This window comes from Methylobacterium amylolyticum, assembly GCF_030700245.1.
GTDB lineage: Bacteria > Pseudomonadota > Alphaproteobacteria > Rhizobiales > Beijerinckiaceae > Methylobacterium.
In genome coordinates, this window is the sequence record NZ_JAUYZI010000014.1 from 24,698 (window position 1) to 44,402 (window position 19,705).

Sequence of the window (19,705 nt, forward strand, 5' to 3'; positions counted from 1 at the left end):
ATCCGGCGGCGGTACAGCCCGTGCGGGCAGATTCGCCGCGGCCTCGCGTCCCCGATGCGGCCTTGACCGGGGGAAAGCGGCCGCGTACCCGGATCGGCGGAGGCGAACGGGGTCTGGTGGCCCTCCTGGTCTTCAAAACCAGCGGTACGCCAACAGCGTACGGTGGGTTCGATTCCCATCCGCTTCCGCCAAGTCTTCTCCGGATCTTCTCAGCCGCATCTTCCTGGCCGGCACGACTCTGCCGGCTCCTGCGCGGCGTGACGCCTGCGCCGGGTCAGCGGCCGCCGGGGCGTTCGAGGGGGAAGCTCAGCTCCGTCGTGCCGTCCGCCATCAGCAGCTCGGCTGGCGGCGACGGGAACGGACCAGCCTTCCGGATCGCGGCGAGCGCGCCCGCGTCGCGCGCGGCCGAGCCCGAACTCCGCTCGACCTGCGCGTCGATCACCGACCCGTCCCGGGCGATGCGGATCCGGATCTCCACCGTCCCCGCCCTGGTCCGCGTTCCGGATCCGGCGGCGCCCGTCGGACGGTCGGCCTCCCCGATCCGCGTGACCACGGTGGAGAGCCACCGCCGGGCGGCGGCGGTTTCGCCGGCCGCCGCCGGATCCGGAGCGCGGATCAGGGCGGCGAGGAGGACGGCGAGCAGGCAGGCCGGGAGGAAGCGGGCGCGGAGGGACATGGTCCTGCGATTTGGAATCTGGGGCGACGTTCGGGTGCTCGGTAAACCCGGCCGCGGCCGCTCACGGCGCCGCACGGGGCTCGGCCCCCTGTGCGGGGACGAAGCGAGCGGCCGCGGGGCCAAAGGGTGACGTTTTCCTGACGGGGTCCTGCCGGGGCCGGCCGGCGTTCCACGATGTCCCCGCGAGGATGTTCCGGCGACCGCCCCGGGATGATCCCGGACGCGGGCCGATGGGGGGCGCCCGCGGCGCCGTTAAGCCTCCGCTTACCAGGGGCCGCGAGGGTGCCGCCCCGTCACCGGAGCTGCAGCATGACCGACCTGACCGACACCGCCGCCGTCGCGGGGGACCGCATCCGCTCGATCGTCGAGCGCGTCGAGCGGCTGGAGGAGGAGATCAAGGACCTGATGGAGGCCAAGAAGGAGGTCTTCGCCGAGGCCAAGGGCGAGGGGCTCGACGTGAAGGTGCTGCGTGAGATCCTGAAGATCCGCAAGCAGGACAAGGACGCGCGCGACGAGCAGGAGACCCTGCTGGAGGTCTACCTGCGCGCCATGGACGCCCCCGCCCCGCTCGCCGCGGCGGCGTAGGGCCCGGCGCCCGCTGCGGGCTCCGATTCAGCCCAAAAAAAGACCCGGCCTCGAGGCCGGGTTCAGTGTGAATCCCTCTTGCACGGGGGATATCAGGGCCGGGCTTTGGAGAAACCGGCCCCGATCGGGTGATCAGAAGTCGCGCTGGACGCGGATGCGGATCTGCTGGACGCCGTCGTTCGTGGCGGTGCGCACGAAGCCGCCCGCGTTGATCGCGGCGACGCGGCTGTAGGCGGTCGGGTCCTTGTCGGCGTCGATCACGCGGCCGCGCTGCATGCCGATCTGGGTGTAGAGACCCTCCACGCCGATATCGAGATCCTTGACCGGCGACCAGATCAGGTTGGCGCCCGCCACGATCTGGTAGGTGTCGCGCAGAGCCTGACTGAGCTGGAAGAACCGCGTGCCGGGTGCGCCGACAGTGTTCACACCGAAGCCGATGGCCGGGCTGATGGTGTTGACGACGTTGAAGATCGCGCCCTGGGCCGCACGAGCCCCACGCCCGAAATCCATCTCGCCGTAGCTGGCGAAGAACGCCGAGCGCCACGCCGGCGACCAGTAGTGCAGGTAGGCCGCCGACACCGTGAAGCTGTTGGAGAGCTGCAACTGACCGGTGATCGGGTTGATCGTCGCGTCCGAGAAGTATTGCGAGAACTTCTGGCCCTGGATCGTCGCGGAGTTCTGGATATAGTTGCCCGAGTACGAGGAGTAGCCGGTGTAGAGCTGCGCGCCCTCGCCGTAGGCCGCCTGGAGGTAGAAGGTGTCGCCCGGGGCGATGAACGGCATGTTCACCTTCAGGCCGCCCTGCACCGCCCAGCCGTACTGCGTACGGGTGTGGGGGATGCTGATGTTGCTGCCGGTGCCGGTGCCGGCGCCGTTCTGGACGTTGTTCGCGTTCAGCTCGTGTGACGCGGCCGAGAGCTGGGCCGAGCCCCAGGCGCTGTCGTAGCGCAGGGCGCCGACGAAGTCGGGCAGGCGGCTCTTCTCGATCCCGTCGACGAAGCTGTAGCGGCTCGGCGCAGCGCCGTTGTAGCCGATCACCACCGGGATCGGCGAGTTCAACAGGCCGAAGTTGGCGACCGCGGCGTTCGTGGCCACGCCCGCGGCGTTCACGGTCGGCGAGAAGATGCCGCTGCGGCGGAAGACCGGGTCTTCGACCGAGAGCGTGGCGGAGAAGCCGTTGCCCAGCGTGGCGGTGTAGGCCAGCAGATTGGTCGAGGCCATGTCCGAGCCGGCGGTGGCGGCGGTGAACTCGAAGTCGTGGGCGTAGAAGTCGAAGAACGAGGACGCGCGGCCGGCGGTGAAGCCGGCGAACTGCACGAACGCCTTGTCGGCGTTCACGTATTGCTGGGCGCGGCCGAACTGGTCGACGCCGAGGCCCGGGAAGGCCTGCGCGATGCGCTGCTGAGTGCCGGACGTGCCGCCGCCGTACGGGCCGCCGGTGCGGGAGGCGACCTCGACGCGCAGGAAGGCGCGCAGAGTGCCGTAGCCGGTCTGGGTGCGGGCATCGACGTTGATGCGGGCGAGGCCGCGGTAGCCGGCGGTGTCGCCGCCCTGGCCGAACTGCCGGGTGTAGTTGGTCTGGTAGCCGCCCTCGAACCGGGCGCGGCCGGAGAGGCGGATGCAGGTGTCGGTACCGGGGATGTAGAAGAAGCCGGCGCCGTAGGCGGTGCAGATGCGGACGTACTCGATCGGCACCGCCTTCTTGACGGGCAGGTCGGCGGCGTGGGCTGCTCCGACCGCGGCGAAGGCGGCGGCCGAACCGAGCAGCGAGCTCCTCAAGAGCGACATCGATTTCTCCAAGACTTCGAGACCCGTGGTACGGCCGTGCCCGGTTGATCCGGATCGCGCCGCGCATACCTGTGATTGGCCCGCTTTCCGGGCTCGAACCGTCGGCACGTCTGTACTTGCCCCGCGTCAACAGTCGCAGAATCCTTCGCACGGCTGATATTCGATCTTCAATCAACCGAAGCTTGCATGATCGACTGTATCGGGGGCAGTTGCTGTTCGATCACACAATCGCTTAAGTTTAATAAAACGGATATACAACCCAAGGCACCGGAGCGCGCCGGTCGGGCCGCCGATTCCGGAGATGTCGCGTCGGGATAGTGGGGGCCGATCGGTCGTCATGGGCCTTGCCGACGGCGTCGCCGACGGCCGGGAGCCCCCGTTCCCACTGCGCGATGGGGGGGCCTTCGACGGCGGGTGATGCCGGTTCTCGGGGGCGTCCCACCCGGACCGCCGGGCCCGTCCGGCGGGCGCAGTTCACGGGCCGCGCGGCGACCCCGGCAGGACGCTCCACGCCCGGGAACCCGCGCGGATCAGCCGACCGGGCATGCGAGGCTCGGCGACCGTCCCGGGCTCCGTCCCGACCCGTGCAGCCGCACCCGGTCGAAGCCCGGACGCCGCCGGGCGGGGGCGTCAGCCCGCCCGCATCCAGCCCAGGCCCGCCTCTGTGGCGGCGGCCGGGTGATACTCGCAGCCGATGCGGCCGGCGTAGCCGACCTCTTCCAGCGCCCGGAAGATCGGTGCGAAGGCGATGGTGCCGGTGCCCGGCTCGTGCCGGCCGGGATCGTCGGCGATCTGCACGTGGGCGATCAGCGGGGCGTGCGCCCGGATCAGCGCTGCCGGGTCGTGGCCGAGGCAGACGCAGTGGTAGGCGTCGAACAGGAGCTTGACGTTGTCCCGGCCGACCGCGCGGATCGCCTCCACCGCCATCTCCGGATCGTCGATCGCGTAGTCCGCGATCGAGCCCGGCCCGATCGGCTCGACGATCACCGTCATGCCGCGCTTGGCCGCCGCGTCGGCGGCGAAGGCGAGGTTCTCGAGGTAGGTGTCCCACAGCCGCTCGCGGGGCACGCCCGGGGGCCGCACCCCGGCCATCGGGTGGACCATGCGGCAGCCGAGCTGCTCGACGAAGTCGAGCGTCGGCTCGATCGTGCCCCGGTACTGCGCCACCCGGTCCGGCAGGGCGGCGAAGCCCTTCTCGCCCCGGGACGCGTCGCCCGCCGGGAAGCCGGTCTGCACCAGCGGGATTCCGGCCCGCTCCAGCCAGCCGGCAACCTCGCGGGCGGGGGTGGCGAACAGGTTCGGGTGCTCGACCGCCGTGAAGCCGGCCCTGGCGGCGGCCGCGAAGCGCTCGGACAGCGGCAGCTCGGTGAACAGGAAGCCGCAATGGCCGCTGAGGCGGCCGGCGAAGGCGCCGAGATCGAGGGGTTCCACGCTCATCTTACCCCCTCCCCGCCACCAGCGCCCGCATCCGCGCGACCGCGGCGTGGGGCGCGGTGAGCACCGGCACGCCGACCGCCGCGCGCACCGCCTCGGCGGCGCGCGAGGTCGAGAAGTGGGCGAGCATGATCGCGTCGCAGTCGCCGAGTTCCGGCGCGCGGGCCGCCACCAGCCGGTTGTGGGTCTCCGCGTCGCCCGCGCGCAGGCGGGCCATCGCGTCGTCGACCAGCAGCGTGCGCAGAGTGGCCGGCCGATCCCCCTGGCCCACGAATTCCTCGAACTCGTCGGTCATCGTGCCCACCGACGGCCCGAAGGTCGCGAGCATGCCGATCCGCTGCCCCCGCGCGATGGCCTCCCGGAACATCGCCTCGTTGGGCTTCAGGACCGGCACGGGCACCGCCGCGCTCAGCCGGTCGATCGCCGGGCCGAAGGCCGAGCAGGTGATCAGGATGCCGTCGGCGCCCATGTCGTGGCCGTAGCGGCCGAACCGGACGAAGCGCTCGATCATTCCCTCCGAGATCGCGCCGGGCTCCCGCGCCCGGTCCAGCGACAGACCGTCGTCGAGGAGGTTGACGGTCTCGGCCTCGGGCCAGAGCTCGGCGAAGGCGGCCTGGATCGGGGCCATCGCGACCGGGGTCGCGTGGAGGAGGACGATGCGGGGGGCCATGGGTCTCGCTGCTGTCTCGCCGTTCTCTCGCCGCTGGTCGGGCCGGGTCGAATTTCTGTAAGCGGTTTCAGAGTGCCCGATCGCGGCAGGCTGCACAATAGCGCATCGGGATCACGGCTCGGTCCGTCGTGGCGGCGCGGTGCTGGCGCGGACGATCAACTCGGCGGGTATCTCCGTCTGGCGCAGGGCCGGGCGACCGGTGATCCGGGCGACGAGGTGGTCGCCCGCCGCCCGGCCGATCTCCGCCGAGTGGATCCGCACCGTGGTCAGGGCCGGGGTCAGGAAGGCGGCGATGTCGGAATCGTTGTGGCCGAGCACCGACAGGTCGCCCGGCACGTCGAGGCCGCGGGCGCGGGCCTCGATCATCGCCCCGAAGGCGATCTGGTCGGTGCCGCAGATGATCGCGGTCGGCGGCGGGCCCCCCGCCAGCATCTGGCGGAAGCCGTCGCGGCCGCCGCCGATGCCGTAGGAGATCTCGATGTCGTGCTCGGGCGCCAGCCGCAGGCCCCGGGCCGCGAGCGCCCCCGCGACCCCGCGGACGCGGGCGCCGCCGCGGTCGTTGTCCTTGCGCAGGCCCGAGATCACCCCGATCCGCCGGTGGCCGAGATCCATCAGGTAATCGGCGGCGCGGGCCGCCGAGGCGGCGTTGTCGAAGCCGACGCAAGCGTGCTCCCGCGACAGGGTGAAGGCCTGCACCACGGGGATGCCGTGGCGAGCGATGCGCGCGTGCAGGTCGGGATGGTGGATGTCGCCCACCAGCATCAGCCCGTCGAGGCCGCGCTCCAGCAGGAAGGTCGCCTCGCGCAGCTCGTCCTCCAGGTCGTAGCCGGCGTTCGCCGCCACCAGCGTGTAGCCGGCCTGCCGCAGCCGCTCCTGGAAGCTCGACAGGAGGCGCACGAACGCCTCGTTCTCGATGTTGGGCACCACCGCGCCCACCGCCATGAACCGGCGGGTGGAGAGCGCGCGCGCCGCTCCGTTGGCGACGAAGCCGAGGTCGTGCGCCGCCCGCATCACCGCCGCGCGCTTGTCCGCCCGCACCCCGGCCGAGCCGTTGAGCACCCGCGACACGGTGGCGGTGGAGACGCCGGCCCGCCGGGCCACGTCCCGGGCCACCGGGTTGCGCGCCGCCTGCGCCGACGCCTCCCCCTCCGCTCGCCCCTGCCCCTGCGAAGCCTCCGCCTCCATCCCGTCGCCCACCCCGAGAGACCGCCCGGCCGGAACCATCCTGCCGGATTCGCGGCGGCCGCACGTTGACACCGCCGGACCGCCGCGGCTATCTGAAAGCGCTTTCAACAAGCGTGCAAGGACTTTTCGGGTCCGAAGCAGGCGCTGGCCTCGGGGAGGGGTGGATGGCGACGCTCGACCGTCCCGCGACCGGCGTCGCGGCAGGTCCCGATTCGGCCCCGGAGCGCGCGGCCCCTGAGCGCGCGACGCCGACGCTGGGCCGCGCCGACGCGGGCGCGCCGGGGATCGCGGCGCCCGGCGCCGTCGTCACCAGCCTCAAGCGCAGCGCCGCGGCCACGCCCTACCGCTTCCGCGACCTGCTGGCGCTCGACGATTTCGAGCGCCACGCCCGGCGGATGCTGCCGCCGATGATCTTCCAGTACGTGGCCGGCGGGGTCGAGACCGGCGCCGCCCTGCGCCACAGCCGCGCGGCCTACGCCGACTACGCCTTCCTGCCGCGGATGATGCGCGACACCGCCGCCCGCGACACCGCGGTGGAGCTGTTCGGGCGGACCTACGCGGCGCCGTTCGGGATCGGGCCGCTCGGCGGGGCCGCCTTCATCGCCTATCGCGGCGACCTCGTGCTGGCCGAGGCCGCCCGGCGGATGGAGGTGCCGATGATCCTCAGCGCCTCCTCGCTGATCCGGCTGGAGGACGTGCACGCCCAGAACCCGGACGCGTGGTACCAAGCCTACCTGCCCGGCGACCAGCGCCGGATCGACCGGCTGATCGACCGGGTGGCGGCGGCGGGCTACCGCACCTTCGTGGTCACCGCCGACACGCCGACGCTCGGCAACCGCGAGCACAACACCCGCACCGGCTTCTCGATGCCGATGCGGATCACCCCGCGGGTGATGTGGCAGAGCGCGACCCATCCGCGCTGGCTGCTGGGCGTGGTGGCCCGCACCTTCCTCAAGCACGGCGCCCCGCATTTCGAGAACACCGAGGCGACGCGGGGCCCGCCGATGCTGTCGCAGGGCTCGGTGCGCAACAGCATCGACCGCGACCGCCTCTCCTGGACGAACCTGGAGGCGATCCGGCGGCGCTGGCACGGGCCCCTGCTGGTGAAGGGCCTGCTCTCGCCCGAGGACGTGGAGCTGGCGAGGGGCTGCGGGGCGGACGGGGTGATCCTCTCGACCCACGGCGGGCGCCAGCTCGACGGCGCCATCGCGCCGCTGGACGTGCTGCCCGAGATCGCCGCGCGGAAGGGCGACCTGAAGCTCATCGTCGACAGCGGCATCCGCCGCGGCACCGACGTGATCAAGGCCTTGGCGCTCGGGGCCGACTTCGTCCTGCTCGGCCGCCCGTTCATGTTCGCGGCCGCGCTCGGCGGCGCCGACGGGGTGGCGCACGCGATGCGGATCCTCAAGGAGGAGATCCACCGCGACATGGCCTTCCTGGGGGTGAACCGGCTCTCGGAGCTGACCCCCGACTACCTGCGGCGCGTCCCGCGGCGGAGCTGACGGGCACTGTCCGTTCCCACACCCTGACGGCGGCGGAGCGCCGCGCGAGGAGAGATCGATGGGCGCCGAGGAGATCCCGAACAGACCCGTGCTGCTGACCGGGGCGTCCGGCGCCCTCGGGCGGATCCTGGCCCGGGCGCTCGCCGCGCGCGGCTGGAGCCTGTGGCTCACCGACCGTGCGCCCTTCCCCGATCCCGTCCCCGCGGGCGCGCGCTTCACCCGCGCCGACCTCGAGGACGGGCCGATGATCCTGCGGCTGGCGGAAGGCTGCGGCACGATCGTGCATCTCGGCGGCGTCTCGGTGGAGCAGCCGTTCGAGACGGTGATCGGCCCGAACCTGCGCGGGCTCTACCACGTCTACGAGGCCGCCCGGCGCGAGGGCGCACGGGTGGTGTTCGCCTCCTCGAACCACGCGGTCGGCTTCCGCGAGCGGGCGGAGGTCCTCGACGACGACTGCGCCCTCGCCCCGGACGGCTTCTACGGCCTGTCGAAGGCCTACGGCGAGCTGATGGGCCGGCTCTACCGGGACAAGCACGGGGTCGAGAGCGTGGTGCTGCGCATCGGCTCCTGCTTCCCGGAGCCCACCGACGCGCGGATGCTGGCGACCTGGCTCTCGGCCGAAGACCTCGTCCGCCTGATCGCCCGCGCGACGCTGGCGTCCGATCTCGGGCCGGAGGGCCGGACCGTGATCTGGGCCACCTCGAACAACAGCCGCATGACGTGGTGGCGCCGCGACGGCCGCGACGTCATCGGCTGGGCGCCGCAGGACAGCGCCGACCCGTTCATCCCGCACCTCGAAGACCGCACCACCGACGACAGGATCGTGGAGCGCTACCAGGGCGGCGCCTTCACCGCGATCGACTACAGCCGCGACGGGGGCCGATCGTGACGGGCGAGGGGCCGCTGCGGCTGATGTGCGCCCTGGTGGTGCGCGGCGCCTTCGACGCGCACGTGGTGCCGGCCTACGAGGCGGCGGGCGGGCGCATCGCGGTCGACTGGGCGCCGACCGCGGTGATCATGCAGAAGATCGCGGCCGGCGAGCGGGCGGACGCGGTGCTGGTGCTCGCCGACGCGATGGACCGCCTCGTCGCCGAGGGGCTCGTCGAAGCGGACGCCCGCGTGGCGGTGGCGCGCTCGCGCTACGGGATCGCCGTGCGCGCCGGCGCGCCCCATCCGGAGATCGGCACGGTGGAGGCGCTGAAAGCCGCGCTCACGGGGGCACGCTCGGTGGCCTATTCCCGCACCGGCGCCAGCGGGATCTGGTTCGCCGGCCTGCTGCCGCGGCTCGGCATCGAAGAGGCGGTCAACGCCCGCGCCACGATCATCCCGCAGGGCTTCACCGCGGAGAAACTGGTCTCGGGCGAGGCCGACCTCGCCGTCCAGCAGATCAGCGAGCTGATGGTGGTGCCGGGCATCGCGGTGGTCGGTCCGTTCCCCGACCCCGTGCAGGAGGAGACGGTGTTCTGGGCGGCGCCGATGCGCGGCCGCGGCGCCGCGGCGGCGGCGTTCCTGGCCGGACTGACGACGCCGGCGGCGGCGGCGGCCTACCGGGCCAGCGGATTGGCGCCGGCCGCCTGACGTTCGTGTTTGATGGGACCCGGCCCGTGAAGAGGCCGGACGCGTGGGAGGAGTCGAGGGCATGAGGGTATCGCGTAAGGCACGGGGCTGGCTCGGGGGCTTGGGGATCGCGCTCGCCGCGCTCGCGGCCGCCGCCCCGGCCGCCCGGGCGGACGACGCCCGGGTGCGGATCAGCCGCCAGCCGGGCTTCGTCTACCTGCCGATGGTGCTGGCCGAGCGGCACGGGCTGATCGAGAAGCACGCCAAGGCGGCGGGCCTCGGCGACGTCACCGTCGAGTGGATGAACCTGACGAGCGGCGCCGCCGGCAACGACGCGCTCCTGTCGGGCAACCTCGACATCGTCGACAGCGGCTCGACCAACATGCTGCTGATGAACGACCGCACCCGCGGCGACGTGAAGGGCCTGACCGGCGTCGGCGCGACGCCGATGCTGCTCCTGACCCGCAATCCCGACGTGAAGACGCTCAAGGACTTCACGTCCAAGGACAAGATCGCCCTGCCGAGCGTGAAGGTGTCCTCGCAGGCGGTCCTCCTCCAGATCGCCGCCAAGAAGACGTTCGGGCCCGGCGAGGCCACCCGCCTCGACCCGCTCACCGTGCAGCTCGGCCACCCGGACGCGATCGCCGCCCTGTCGAGCCCGCACAACGAGGTCAACAGCCACTTCTCGCTGCCGCCCTTCCAGCAGCGCGAGCTGCAGGACCCGGCGATCCACGCCGTGCTCAACTCCTACGAGATGGTCGGCGAGCCGGTCAGCAACGCGATCCTCTACGCCCGCACCGGCTGGTTCAGCCGCAACCCCAAGCTCGCCGCGGCGATCGTCGCGGCCATCGACGAGGCGAATGCCGCGATCGCCAAGGACCCGCTCCAGGCGGCCAAGGACTACGTCGCGTCCACCAACGAGAAGACGCCCCCGGAGCAGCTCGTGGCGATGATGAAGGAGCCGGGCACGGTGTTCTCGACCACGCCCTACGGCATCATGCTCCAGGCCCGGCACTTCCACGAGATGAAGACCATCCGGACCGAGCCGAAGGACTGGAAGGACTATTTCTTCCCGATCGTTCATGGGTTGCCGGGGCGCTAGAGCGCTCTCCGCCGAAGTGGACGCCGGTTCGGCGACGGAGAGCGCGTCAAAACAAGGACCTGGACCCGCGCGCGATCGCAACGCGGTCGGGCACGGGTCTAGGACGGCCGGCGCCGGGAGACCCGTTCCCCCGGCGCCGAAAGACTGTACCATCCCGAAAAAGAAGCGACCGCAGACGTCGCGCATGGAGGAGGCGACCGATGGAAGATGACAGGCCGCTGCTTGAGGTCGACGGCGTCACGCTGCGCTACAAGACGCCCCAGCACCTCGTCACCGCCACCTACCGGGTGAGCTTCCGGGTCTGGCCCGGGGACCGCTTCGTGCTGCTCGGGCCGTCCGGCTGCGGGAAGTCGACCCTGCTCAAGGCGGTGGGCGGCTACATGGCCCCGACCGAGGGCGACATCCGACTGAAGGGCAAGACCGTCACCGAGCCCGGACCCGACCGGATGATGGTGTTCCAGGAGTTCGACCAGCTCCTGCCCTGGAAGACGGTCAAGCAGAACGTGGTCTTCGCGCTGGAAGCCTCCGGCCGCCTGTCGGGCCGCGAGGCCGAGGAGCGGGCGCGGTCCTACATCGACAAGGTCAACCTGACGAAATTCGCCGACAGCTACCCCCACACCCTCTCGGGAGGCATGAAGCAGCGCGTCGCCATCGCCCGCGGCATGGCGATGGAGCCGGACATCCTGCTCATGGACGAGCCGTTCGCGGCGCTCGATGCCCTGACCCGGCGGCGCATGCAGGACGAGCTGCTGTCCCTGTGGGAGGGCACGCGCTTCACCGTCCTGTTCGTCACCCACTCGATCCCGGAGGCGATCAAGATCGGCTCCCGCATCCTGCTGCTCTCGCCGCACCCCGGCGAGGTCAAGGCCGAACTCAACAGCGCCGGCTCCCCCGAGGCGGCGCTGCAACTCGAGAGCCGCATCCAGACGATGCTGTTCTCGGAGGAGATCAAGGAGGCGGAGAATGTCTAACGTCCACGCCCTGGCCGCGCGTCCGGCCCTGACCCTGCCGAACCGCCCCGAGATCGTCCGCGAGGTCGGGTCCGCCCACGGCGCCACGGTGGTGGAGAAGCCGCTGTCGCTGGCCGAACGGCTCTACAACCAAGCGTGGCTGCGCAAGCTCCTCATCCTGGCGGTGCTCGCCCTGATCTGGGAGGGCTACGGGCGCTACCTCGACAACGAGCTCCTGTTCCCGACCTTCACGGCGACGGTGGAGGCCTTCGCCCGCGGCATGGCCGACGGCACGCTGCCGGCCCGGGCCTGGGGCTCGCTGAAGGTGCTGCTGATGGGCTACGTCGCGGGCGTGGCGCTGGCGACGCTGCTGACCGCGCTGGCCATCGCCTCGCGGATCGGCACCGACTTCCTCGAGACGCTGACCTCGATGTTCAACCCGCTGCCGGCCATCGCGCTGCTGCCGCTGGCGCTGATCTGGTTCGGGCTCGGCAACGGTAGCCTCGTGTTCGTCCTCGTCCACTCGGTGACCTGGGCGATCGCGCTCAACACCCATTCCGGCTTCCTGTCGGTGAGCCGCACCCTGAAGATGGTGGGGCGCAACTATGGGCTGTCGGGCTTCGGGCTGATCCGCAAGATCCTGATCCCGGCGGCCTTCCCGTCGATCCTCACCGGCCTGAAGATCGGCTGGGCCTTCGCGTGGCGCACCCTGATCGCCGCCGAGCTGGTGTTCGGCGTCTCCTCGGGCTCGGGCGGGCTGGGCTGGTTCATCTTCGAGAACAAGAACATGCTCGACATCCCGAACGTGTTCGCCGGCCTGCTGACCGTCATCCTGATCGGCCTCGTCGTCGAGAACCTGATCTTCAGCACCATCGAGGCGCGCACCATCCAGCGCTGGGGCATGCAGAACCACTGAGCGTCTGCTTGTCGGCGATACCGGGTTTTCGAAGGGCGAGCCCTTCGGCGGGTGCTCAGGGCAGAGCCCTAAGACGTTCGCCAGGGCTCCGCCCTGGACCCGCGAAAGATCTCAATCTTTCGAAACCGGGATTCGCAGTCGCGCGATGACGGCGCCCGGCCGGGCGCCGATCAGAGGTCCGCGCCGTAGAACGCCTCGCCCCGGACCTGCCGCCCGGCGGCATCGAAGGTCATGATCTCGCAGGCCCGCCGACGGCGGCCGTCGCGCTCGGCGACGTAGATCACCGTGAGTTCGCGCCGCGCGTCGTCCCACGTCGCGTGATCGAGGGTGAAGCGCAGGCTGGGGATCCGATCGAGCGCGGCGCGCCAGTAGGCCCCGATCCCCTCCTTGCCGGTGAGGACGGCTTCCCCGACCACGTCGCGGGCCACCGGGCTGACGAACGTGGCGTCGTCGGCGAAATGCCCGAGCACGGCCTCGACGTCGCGCCGGTTCCAGTTCGCGATCCATGCGGCGGCAAAGCGCATCATCGCGTCTCGGCTCATCTCCATGGTCTCGGCTCCGCGGGCAGGAGGGGGGATCGGGGCTCAGGCCGCGCGCGTCGCGATCCAGGCGCCCCAGAACAGGCTGGAGAAGAACATCTCGGCCGCGACGAACCCCGCGCCGTGGAGCAGGTCCAAGACGGCGGCGTCGGATGCGGGCGGCTCCGCGGCGTCGAGGATCCTGCCGAGCTTCACCGCCACCTCCGCGTCGTCCGCCCCGTGCAGGCGCCAGCGCTCGGCCCAGGCCGAGAGGAACAGCGGGCGGCTCGCGTAGGTGCTGCGGTTGCCGGCGAGGACCAGCGGCGCGCCCGGTTCGAGGCGCGCCGCGAGCGCCGCCAGGATCGCCCGCTTCGCGTCATCTCCCGGCAGGTGGTGCAGCACGCCGATCAGCGTCGCAGCGTCGAAGCGCGCGCCCGCGGGGAGATCCTCGACACGCCCGGCGCGGAAATCCACCCGGGCGTCGAGGCCGGCGACGGCCACGCTCGCCCGCGCGCCGTCGAGCATGGGCCGCGACGGGTCCACGGCCGTGTAGCGCCAGTGCGGCGCGAGGCGGGCGGTCGTCAGGATCTCCTGCCCGGTGCCCCCGGCCCCCGCGACGAGCAGACGGGCGCGGCTGCCCCGGCCGAGCCGCGCGGCCAGGAGGCAGGCGGACAGCTCGTGGCAGGCGTCGTAGCCGGCGAGCGCGATCCGGCTCTGCTCGGCGTATTCCGCGGCGCGCGCATCGAATTTCGAGGCTGCCGCGGTCTCGGATGGCGCCATGGCGTCCGCTCCATCGGACCGGCGGAGATCTCGTCCCGCCGCGTCCACCTTCAGGCCGGGTCCGCCTGGATCCGGCCGATTTCCGCCAGCACATCCGCCGCCAGGGGCCCGTCGGCGGCCGCCTCCAGCGCCGCGTCGAGCTGGTCGAGGCTGGAGAAGCCGACCGCGACCGTGTCGAGCGGTGCCGCCAGGCCGTAGCGGATCGCCAGCGCCGCCGGGCTGCGCGCCGCCCCCGCCGCGACGAGCGTCTGGAAGCGTGCCGCCGCCCGAAGGTCCGCCGGGTAGTCGCGGGCGGTGCCCGGCCCCCCGCCGACCGGGGCCACGACCGGCGCGGCCAGCGCGTGCCGGGTCTCGGCGCCGCCGAGCGCCCCGCCCGCGAGGATCCGGATGCCGATCGTGCCGAGGGACGTGCCCGGCCGCAGCAGCCGCGCCGATTCCCCTCGTCCTTGCCCCTGCCCGTCCCCCGCGGCGGAGGGATTGAGCAGGTTGAAGGGCACCTGCGCGCTGGCGAACACCCCCGCCGCGGCGAGGCGCTCGATCGCGGCGGCGTCCCCCAGGGCGGTGAAGCCCAGCGCCCGCACCTTGCCCGCCCGCCGGAGCGCCTCGAAGGCCGGGATCACGTCGCCGAGGATCCGCTCCACGCCCAGCGCGTCCCCGGCATCCTCGGGGCCGACCCGGTTGTGGAGCTGGAACAGGTCGACGCTCTCGCGACCCAGCCGGCGCAGGCTGGCGTCGAGACTCGCGCGGATCGCCGCCGCGACGCCGCCGGCCAGATCCTCCGGGCGCAGGCGCACCTTGGTGGCGACCGCCGCCCGGGCCTCGCCGCGGGGCAGGGCGCGGCCGAGCGCCGTCTCGGACAGGCCGTCGCCGTAGAAGGCGGCGGTGTCGAACAGGCGGATGCCGCCATCGAGCGCCCGCGCCACCGCCTCCCGCTGCGTCTCCGGGTCACCGCGGACCATCAGCCCGCCGACCGCCCCGCAGCCGAATGTCAGGGCGGAGACCGTGATCCCGGTCCCGCCGAGGGGTCGCGTCTGCATGGTCCGTCTCCCGGCACGTGTCCCGCGCGGCGGCCCCCCGGTCGTCCGCGAGGCGGTATCTGATCCGGCGCCGCGCGGGATCAAGGCCGGCGGCCCGCGGTGTCGGTCCGCCCCTGTCCCCGCTATCCAAAGTTGAGCACTGTTGTCCCCTCGCGCGAATGCAGTATCCTGAGATCGCGCGGCCCCACGGCCCGCCGTCCCGGAACCACCGGCCGCCGCGGCGGCTTCCCCGGGATGACCTGCGATGATCGGGGGCGCCCGTGACCCACGCACGTCCTGCACGACCGCCGGCCGGCCGCCGCGGCACGTCCCGCTAGAGGTCGGCGATGCTCGACCGCCTCCTCCCCGCCGCCGCCCGCGCGAAGCTTCGCGCCCTGGCCGCCCGGCGCGCGCCCGGGCCGACGGTGCTGCCGGGCCTCGACCCGAGGCCGGGGCCGATGCCCCCCGTGCGCCCGGGCGCCGCCACCAACGACAACCCGCTCCACGAGGTCCACGACGCGGTGGAGTTGGAGTTGCGCGCCCGCGGCCTGCTGCGCTGAACCGAAACCCTACCTGGCCACCGCCGGCCGGCCGGTCGGGGCGGGGCGCGTCCCGGCCTCCATCCAGTGGCAGGCGGTGGTGCCCTGCACGGCGGCGCACTCGTAGGCCTGCCCGCCGAGCACCACGTGGTCGGCGACGCCGGTGATCCGGCCGCGCGGCAGGGCGGTGCAGCCGAGATGGTCCGCCTTGGGGTCGGCGAGGGTCGCGGCGGCACCGGCGGAGCCCGCGCGCACGAGCATGCGGTAATTGGCGAGCGACGGGCAGCCGATCACCGGCGGAGACTTGTCGGCGGCCTTCTCGTGTGCAGCCTTCTCCTGGGCGGCCCGATCGCCGGACTTGGCGCGCGCGCCCTCCGCCGCGGCGGCCGGGCCTGCGACGAGGACGAGGAGGGCGCAGGCGGTGCGCAGGGGGTGCCGTTCCATCGCACCCCCCTAGCACGGGCGGCCGCAGGGATCCCGATCACGCTTCCGTGCCGGGACGGCGCGCCGGCCTTGACGGGTCCCTCGCCGTCTGCGAGCCCGTCCCGACGGGGCGTCCAGCGGAGAGGACGGGTCATGACGACGACGATCGAGAGCGACCAGCGGCTGCACCTCGTGTTCGGCGGCGAACTGGAGAACCTCGACGGGGTCCGGTTCCGCGACGTGAAGGGTCTCGACATCGTCGGCATCTATCCCGACTACGCCTCCGCCCAGGCCGCCTGGAAGGCCAAGGCGCAGTCCACCGTCGACAGCGCCCAGACCCGCTACTTCGTCGTCCACCTGCACCGCCTGCTGGAGCCGCAGGCCGTCTGAGCCCGCCCGCGCAGCCGAGGATTGTGACGCCTGGACGCCGCTGGTAAGAGCCTCGCCCGTCATCGGGCGATCCCGGACCCCGCAGGGCCGCGATCGCGTGCGCGGCCCCGCGGCGGGGCCGCGAGTGGGCGGGCCAGCATGAAGACCTCGATCAAGATCGTCGCCGGCAACGCGAGCCGGCCCTTGGCCGAGGCGATCGCGGCCTACCTGGAACTGCCGCTCGCCAAGTGCATGGTCCGGCGCTTCGCCGACATGGAGATCTTCGTCGAGCTGCAGGAGAACGTCCGCGGCGAGGACGTGTTCATCGTCCAGTCGACCTCGTTCCCGGCCAACGACCACCTGATGGAACTGCTGATCATGATCGACGCCGCGCGCCGGTCGTCGGCGCGGCGCATCACGGCGGTGATCCCCTATTTCGGCTACGCCCGGCAGGACCGGCGCACCTCGGGCCGCACCCCGATCTCGGCCAAGCTCGTGGCCAACCTCATCACCGAGGCCGGCGCCGACCGGGTGCTGACCCTCGACCTCCACGCCGGCCAGATCCAAGGCTTCTTCGACATCCCCACCGACAACCTGTTCGCCGCCCCCGTCATGGTGCGCGACATCAAGGAGCGGATGCCCGACCAGGACCGCATGGTGGTCTCCCCCGACGTGGGCGGCGTGGTGCGCGCCCGGGTGGTCGCCAAGCGCATCGACGCGCAGCTCGCCATCGTCGACAAGCGCCGCGAGCGCCCGGGCGAGTCCGAGGTGATGAACATCATCGGCGACGTCGAGGGCCGCTCCTGCATCCTCGTGGACGACATCGTCGATTCCGGCGGCACCCTGGTGAACGCCGCCGAGGCGCTGCTGAACGCCGGCGCTAAGGAGGTCTCGGCCTACATCACCCACGGGGTGCTGTCGGGCGGCGCGGTCTCGCGCATCGCGGCCTCGCGGATGAAGGAGCTGGTCATCACCGACTCGATCCAGCCGACGCAGGCGGTCAAGCTCGCCCGCAACATCCGCGTCGCCAGCATCGCGCCGCTGCTCGGCGAGGCGATCGGGCGCACGGCCACGGAATCGAGCGTCTCCAGCCTGTTCGACTGATTCTTTTGGGACTTTGGTCGCAGTGCAGGATGCGACCGAGCGCCCTATCCTCTTCGCTCGGCATGGCCGCGTCGGGGGGAGGGCGCCATCCGGAAGACGAAGAGAATCGTCGGAATCCACGGGCTCGCGAACAAGCCGCCCCGCGAGGAGAAGGCGGGCTGGTGGGCGGACGCGATCCGCGAGGGGCTGGCGCGCAACGGCGCCTGGGCGGGCGGACCGGCGCCCGACCCCCTGCCCTTCGCCTTCGTCTACTGGGCCGACCTGCGCCATCCCGAGCCGCTCGACGCCGCGCGCAACCGCGAGCCCTACGTCCCGGACGCGGGCTCCGGTCCGTTCCCCTCCCCCGCCGACGATCCCGGCCGCCGCGCGCCGACCCTGACCGACCGGGTCTACCGGGGCCTGTCCCGCCTCCAGGAGGCGACCGGCCTGACGCCGGTGGACGACCTGATCCTGGAGCATCGCCTCGACGACCTCTGGGGCTACCACGAGGACCACGCCTTCCGCGACGCCGCCCGCGACCGGCTGGCCGCGGCGCTGGCGGAGGCGGCCCAGGACGACCCGCACGTGCTGCTCGTCGCCCACTCGATGGGTGGGCTGATCGCCTACGACGTGCTCCGCGCCGCCGAGCGGGACGGGACCCCGGACGGGCACCTCCCGCCCGCCTGCACCCTGGTGACGCTCGGCGCGCCGCTCGGGCTGGCCGAGATCAAGCTGAAGCTCGAAGCCGAGCACGGCGACCTGCGCGTCCCCGCCTCGCTCTCGGCCTGGATCAACCTGATCGACCGGGAGGACATCGCCACGGTGGGCGACGACCTCGCCGGGATCTACGCCGCCAACGCGGCCGGCGTCGCGCCCCGGGACGTGCCCGTGATCAACGCCTACCGCGCCCCCGACGGACGCGAGAACCGGCACAAGTCCTACGGCTATCTGCGCACGCCGGAATTCTCCCGGGTGGTGGCCGGGTTCTTCGCGGATTAGAGCATCGTCCCGAGAGGTGGTCACCGGCTTTCGGAAAAGATGATGCGAAGACAAAGGGCTCGCGCATCGTCCTGGACCCGATATCCAGGACGATGCGCTAGGCGCGCCCGCCTCGCTCCTCCGGCGGGACAGGGCCATCGCATGCGGCGCGATGCGGATCGGCGCGGGCGGCGTCCCGCCATCCGGCCGTGCGAATTCCCGTAACCGCGCGGGGCATTCGCGACTTCCCGTCGGCACCGACCCGACGCTATGTGTGCGCCGCAGACGCGCCACGACCGGGAGACCCGCCATGCCCCTCACCGCCGACATCAGCGGCGTCGTGCCGATCGCGCCGACGCCGTTCCACCCGGACGGGCGGATCGACGAGGCCTCGCTCGACCGGATGACCGACTTCTTCGGCGCGGCGGGGGTCGACGGGCTGACGATCCTCGGGCAGCTCGGCGAGGCGGGCAAGCTCGACCACGCCGAGGGCATCGCGGTCGCCCGGCGGGTGCTGGGGCGGACGCGGCTGCCGGTGATCGTCGGCGTCACGGCGCCGGGCTTCGCGGCCATGCGCTCGCTCGCCCGCGAGGTGATGGAGCTGGGCGCGGCCGGGGTGATGATCGCCCCGCCCAACACCCTGCGCACCGACGATCAGGTCGCCGGCTACTACCGCAACGCCGCCGAGGCGATCGGGGCGGACGTGCCCTTCGTCCTCCAGGACTATCCCCTCACCTTCTCGGTCCAGATGACCCCGGCGGTCATCCGCCGGATCGTGACGGAGAACCCGAGCTGCGTGATGCTCAAGCACGAGGACTGGCCGGGCCTGGAGAAGATCACGACGCTCCGCGGCTTCGAGGCCGACGGCGCGATGCGCCGCATCTCCATCCTCGTGGGCAACGGCGGCCTGTTCCTCGACTTCGAGGTCGAGCGCGGCGCCGACGGGGCCAACACCGGCTACGCCTTCCCCGAGATGCTGGTCGACGTGGTCCGCCTCGGCGCCGCGGGCGAGCGCGACGCCGCCCACGACCTGTTCGACGCGCACCTGCCGTACCTGCGCTACGAGCAGCAGCAGGGCCCGCTGGGGCTGGCGGTGCGCAAGTACGTGTTCATGCGCCGGGGCATCTTCGCCTCCGACGCGCAGCGCAAGCCCTCGCAGGCGCTCACCGCGGCGGCGAAGGCGGAGGTGGAGTACCTGCTGTCCCGCATCGCCCGGGTCGACCCGCGGGCGCGGCTGCCGGGCTGATCCGGGCTCAGTGCCGGTTCGGGTCCGATCGACTCGGCGATCGACTCGGCCTGCTCGACCGGGCGTCCCAATGCGCCGTCCAAGCCTCCAGGAGCGCCCGGGCATCGGCAGCGATCTCCGTGGCCTCCGCCTGCGTCGCGCTCTGCACCCCGTCGAGGCCGCCGTCGGGGAAGTAGTCGGACTCTGCACGCGCCGGTCGCGCGCGCGGTTCAGAGCCCGCCCCGTGTCGCGCAGCGCCGCACCCTGCCCCTCGGACAGGGCGATGTAGTGCATCAGGACGTGCTCGTGACTGTCCGGAACGCTGCCGCGCTTCCCGACGCCCCCGGCCCTCAGGAGGGCGGCGACGGCGATGAAATGCATGGCGTAGTAGGCCGCGTGGATGCAGGCA

At 72.4% G+C, this 19,705-nt stretch carries 21 protein-coding genes and 1 tRNA gene; 13 read left to right on the forward strand and 9 right to left on the reverse strand.

Translation table 11 applies throughout. The features are described from left to right. Window positions 1–98: 98 nt before the first annotated feature. Window positions 99–191, forward strand: a tRNA-Sec gene (locus Q8W71_RS12035). 83 nt (window positions 192–274) lie between these two features. Here Q8W71_RS12035 and Q8W71_RS12040 read toward each other — a convergent pair. Beyond that, window positions 275–676, reverse strand: a complete 402-nt coding sequence (locus Q8W71_RS12040) for a TonB family protein (RefSeq protein WP_305525611.1) — start codon at window positions 674–676, stop codon at window positions 275–277. 309 nt (window positions 677–985) lie between these two features. Here Q8W71_RS12040 and Q8W71_RS12045 point away from each other — a divergent pair, with 309 nt between their 5' ends. Then, on the forward strand, window positions 986–1,261 hold the full coding sequence (locus Q8W71_RS12045; protein ID WP_305525612.1) for a DUF2312 domain-containing protein: 276 nt from the start codon (window positions 986–988) through the stop codon (window positions 1,259–1,261). Window positions 1,262–1,393: 132 nt separating this feature from the next. Here Q8W71_RS12045 and Q8W71_RS12050 read toward each other — a convergent pair whose 3' ends face one another. From Q8W71_RS12050 to Q8W71_RS12065, 4 genes are all read right to left on the reverse strand, one after another. Then, window positions 1,394–3,049, reverse strand: a complete 1,656-nt coding sequence (locus tag Q8W71_RS12050; RefSeq protein ID WP_305525613.1) for a porin — start codon at window positions 3,047–3,049, stop codon at window positions 1,394–1,396. A 630-nt stretch (window positions 3,050–3,679) separates the two neighbouring features. Beyond that, window positions 3,680–4,486 (reverse strand): hydroxypyruvate isomerase family protein, encoded by an 807-nt coding sequence (locus Q8W71_RS12055; RefSeq protein ID WP_305525614.1) that lies wholly within the window; start codon window positions 4,484–4,486, stop codon window positions 3,680–3,682. Between the two features lies 1 nt (window position 4,487). Then, on the reverse strand, window positions 4,488–5,153 hold the full coding sequence (locus tag Q8W71_RS12060) for an aspartate/glutamate racemase family protein (protein ID WP_305525615.1): 666 nt from the start codon (window positions 5,151–5,153) through the stop codon (window positions 4,488–4,490). A 111-nt stretch (window positions 5,154–5,264) separates the two neighbouring features. Beyond that, entirely contained in the window at window positions 5,265–6,350 is a 1,086-nt protein-coding gene (locus Q8W71_RS12065; protein ID WP_305525616.1) for a LacI family DNA-binding transcriptional regulator, read from the reverse strand. Window positions 6,351–6,502: 152 nt separating this feature from the next. On the opposite strand from Q8W71_RS12065, the gene Q8W71_RS12070 reads away from it, so the two are divergent. The 6 genes from Q8W71_RS12070 (at window position 6,503) to Q8W71_RS12095 (ending at window position 12,365) form a co-directional block, all read left to right on the forward strand. After that, a complete protein-coding gene (locus tag Q8W71_RS12070) occupies window positions 6,503–7,840 on the forward strand; it encodes an alpha-hydroxy acid oxidase (RefSeq protein WP_305525617.1) in 1,338 nt (445 codons plus the stop codon). A 58-nt stretch (window positions 7,841–7,898) separates the two neighbouring features. Continuing rightward, entirely contained in the window at window positions 7,899–8,729 is an 831-nt protein-coding gene (locus Q8W71_RS12075) for an NAD-dependent epimerase/dehydratase family protein (protein WP_305525618.1), read from the forward strand. A 23-nt stretch (window positions 8,730–8,752) separates the two neighbouring features. Then, window positions 8,753–9,418 (forward strand): substrate-binding domain-containing protein, encoded by a 666-nt coding sequence (locus Q8W71_RS12080; RefSeq protein ID WP_370875400.1) that lies wholly within the window; start codon window positions 8,753–8,755, stop codon window positions 9,416–9,418. 61 nt (window positions 9,419–9,479) lie between these two features. Next, the gene (locus Q8W71_RS12085; RefSeq protein WP_305525620.1) at window positions 9,480–10,499 is read left to right on the forward strand and encodes an ABC transporter substrate-binding protein; all 1,020 of its coding nucleotides are present in this window, start codon (window positions 9,480–9,482) and stop codon (window positions 10,497–10,499) included. Window positions 10,500–10,699: 200 nt separating this feature from the next. Continuing rightward, window positions 10,700–11,470 carry an ABC transporter ATP-binding protein gene (locus tag Q8W71_RS12090; protein ID WP_305525621.1) on the forward strand — a complete coding sequence of 257 codons (771 nt, stop codon included), beginning with the start codon at window positions 10,700–10,702 and terminating at the stop codon, window positions 11,468–11,470. Then, window positions 11,463–12,365 carry an ABC transporter permease gene (locus Q8W71_RS12095; RefSeq protein ID WP_305525622.1) on the forward strand — a complete coding sequence of 301 codons (903 nt, stop codon included), beginning with the start codon at window positions 11,463–11,465 and terminating at the stop codon, window positions 12,363–12,365. Before Q8W71_RS12090 ends, Q8W71_RS12095 begins: the two co-directional genes overlap by 8 nt. Window positions 12,366–12,535: 170 nt before the next feature. Here Q8W71_RS12095 and Q8W71_RS12100 read toward each other — a convergent pair whose 3' ends face one another. The 3 genes from Q8W71_RS12100 to Q8W71_RS12110 are packed head-to-tail and all read right to left on the reverse strand — an operon-like array spanning window position 12,536 to window position 14,700. Continuing rightward, window positions 12,536–12,913 (reverse strand): nuclear transport factor 2 family protein, encoded by a 378-nt coding sequence (locus Q8W71_RS12100; RefSeq protein ID WP_305525623.1) that lies wholly within the window; start codon window positions 12,911–12,913, stop codon window positions 12,536–12,538. Window positions 12,914–12,949: 36 nt separating this feature from the next. Next, entirely contained in the window at window positions 12,950–13,663 is a 714-nt protein-coding gene (locus Q8W71_RS12105; RefSeq protein ID WP_305525624.1) for a class I SAM-dependent methyltransferase, read from the reverse strand. Between the two features lie 50 nt (window positions 13,664–13,713). After that, window positions 13,714–14,700, reverse strand: coding sequence for an aldo/keto reductase (locus Q8W71_RS12110; protein WP_305525625.1), 987 nt, complete (start codon window positions 14,698–14,700; stop codon window positions 13,714–13,716). Between the two features lie 326 nt (window positions 14,701–15,026). Between Q8W71_RS12110 and Q8W71_RS12115 the strand changes: the two genes are divergently transcribed. Then, window positions 15,027–15,239 carry a hypothetical protein gene (locus tag Q8W71_RS12115; RefSeq protein ID WP_305525626.1) on the forward strand — a complete coding sequence of 71 codons (213 nt, stop codon included), beginning with the start codon at window positions 15,027–15,029 and terminating at the stop codon, window positions 15,237–15,239. Between the two features lie 9 nt (window positions 15,240–15,248). On the opposite strand, the gene Q8W71_RS12120 is transcribed toward Q8W71_RS12115, so the two are convergent. Then, the gene (locus tag Q8W71_RS12120; protein WP_305525627.1) at window positions 15,249–15,662 is read right to left on the reverse strand and encodes a hypothetical protein; all 414 of its coding nucleotides are present in this window, start codon (window positions 15,660–15,662) and stop codon (window positions 15,249–15,251) included. Window positions 15,663–15,794: 132 nt separating this feature from the next. On the opposite strand from Q8W71_RS12120, the gene Q8W71_RS12125 reads away from it, so the two are divergent. The 4 genes from Q8W71_RS12125 (at window position 15,795) to Q8W71_RS12140 (ending at window position 19,317) form a co-directional block, all read left to right on the forward strand. Then, window positions 15,795–16,031, forward strand: a complete 237-nt coding sequence (locus Q8W71_RS12125) for a DUF4170 domain-containing protein (RefSeq protein ID WP_305525628.1) — start codon at window positions 15,795–15,797, stop codon at window positions 16,029–16,031. A gap of 138 nt (window positions 16,032–16,169) precedes the next feature. Continuing rightward, window positions 16,170–17,114, forward strand: a complete 945-nt coding sequence (locus Q8W71_RS12130; protein ID WP_305525629.1) for a ribose-phosphate pyrophosphokinase — start codon at window positions 16,170–16,172, stop codon at window positions 17,112–17,114. Between the two features lie 435 nt (window positions 17,115–17,549). Beyond that, window positions 17,550–18,092, forward strand: coding sequence for an alpha/beta fold hydrolase (locus tag Q8W71_RS32895; RefSeq protein ID WP_370875396.1), 543 nt, complete (start codon window positions 17,550–17,552; stop codon window positions 18,090–18,092). 289 nt (window positions 18,093–18,381) lie between these two features. Further along, a complete protein-coding gene (locus tag Q8W71_RS12140) occupies window positions 18,382–19,317 on the forward strand; it encodes a dihydrodipicolinate synthase family protein (RefSeq protein ID WP_305525630.1) in 936 nt (311 codons plus the stop codon). Window positions 19,318–19,705 lie beyond the last annotated feature (388 nt).

Bases quoted from the DNA above. Each gene is read 5' to 3' on its own strand.
- Q8W71_RS12040 (WP_305525611.1), bottom strand. From the start codon at position 676: ATGTCCCTCCGCGCCCGCTTCCTCCCGGCCTGCCTGCTCGCCGTCCTC.
- Q8W71_RS12075 (WP_305525618.1), top strand. From the start codon at position 7,899: ATGGGCGCCGAGGAGATCCCGAACAGACCCGTGCTGCTGACCGGGGCG.
- Q8W71_RS12055 (WP_305525614.1), bottom strand. From the start codon at position 4,486: ATGAGCGTGGAACCCCTCGATCTCGGCGCCTTCGCCGGCCGCCTCAGC.
- Q8W71_RS12110 (WP_305525625.1), bottom strand. From the start codon at position 14,700: ATGCAGACGCGACCCCTCGGCGGGACCGGGATCACGGTCTCCGCCCTG.
- Q8W71_RS12095 (WP_305525622.1), top strand. From the start codon at position 11,463: ATGTCTAACGTCCACGCCCTGGCCGCGCGTCCGGCCCTGACCCTGCCG.
- Q8W71_RS12105 (WP_305525624.1), bottom strand. From the start codon at position 13,663: ATGGCGCCATCCGAGACCGCGGCAGCCTCGAAATTCGATGCGCGCGCC.
- Q8W71_RS12125 (WP_305525628.1), top strand. From the start codon at position 15,795: ATGACGACGACGATCGAGAGCGACCAGCGGCTGCACCTCGTGTTCGGC.
- Q8W71_RS12120 (WP_305525627.1), bottom strand. From the start codon at position 15,662: ATGGAACGGCACCCCCTGCGCACCGCCTGCGCCCTCCTCGTCCTCGTC.
- Q8W71_RS12045 (WP_305525612.1), top strand. From the start codon at position 986: ATGACCGACCTGACCGACACCGCCGCCGTCGCGGGGGACCGCATCCGC.
- Q8W71_RS12060 (WP_305525615.1), bottom strand. From the start codon at position 5,153: ATGGCCCCCCGCATCGTCCTCCTCCACGCGACCCCGGTCGCGATGGCC.
- Q8W71_RS12130 (WP_305525629.1), top strand. From the start codon at position 16,170: ATGAAGACCTCGATCAAGATCGTCGCCGGCAACGCGAGCCGGCCCTTG.
- Q8W71_RS12070 (WP_305525617.1), top strand. From the start codon at position 6,503: ATGGCGACGCTCGACCGTCCCGCGACCGGCGTCGCGGCAGGTCCCGAT.
- Q8W71_RS12090 (WP_305525621.1), top strand. From the start codon at position 10,700: ATGGAAGATGACAGGCCGCTGCTTGAGGTCGACGGCGTCACGCTGCGC.
- Q8W71_RS12085 (WP_305525620.1), top strand. From the start codon at position 9,480: ATGAGGGTATCGCGTAAGGCACGGGGCTGGCTCGGGGGCTTGGGGATC.
- Q8W71_RS12080 (WP_370875400.1), top strand. From the start codon at position 8,753: ATGTGCGCCCTGGTGGTGCGCGGCGCCTTCGACGCGCACGTGGTGCCG.
- Q8W71_RS12100 (WP_305525623.1), bottom strand. From the start codon at position 12,913: ATGGAGATGAGCCGAGACGCGATGATGCGCTTTGCCGCCGCATGGATC.
- Q8W71_RS12115 (WP_305525626.1), top strand. From the start codon at position 15,027: ATGCTCGACCGCCTCCTCCCCGCCGCCGCCCGCGCGAAGCTTCGCGCC.
- Q8W71_RS12050 (WP_305525613.1), bottom strand. From the start codon at position 3,049: ATGTCGCTCTTGAGGAGCTCGCTGCTCGGTTCGGCCGCCGCCTTCGCC.
- Q8W71_RS12140 (WP_305525630.1), top strand. From the start codon at position 18,382: ATGCCCCTCACCGCCGACATCAGCGGCGTCGTGCCGATCGCGCCGACG.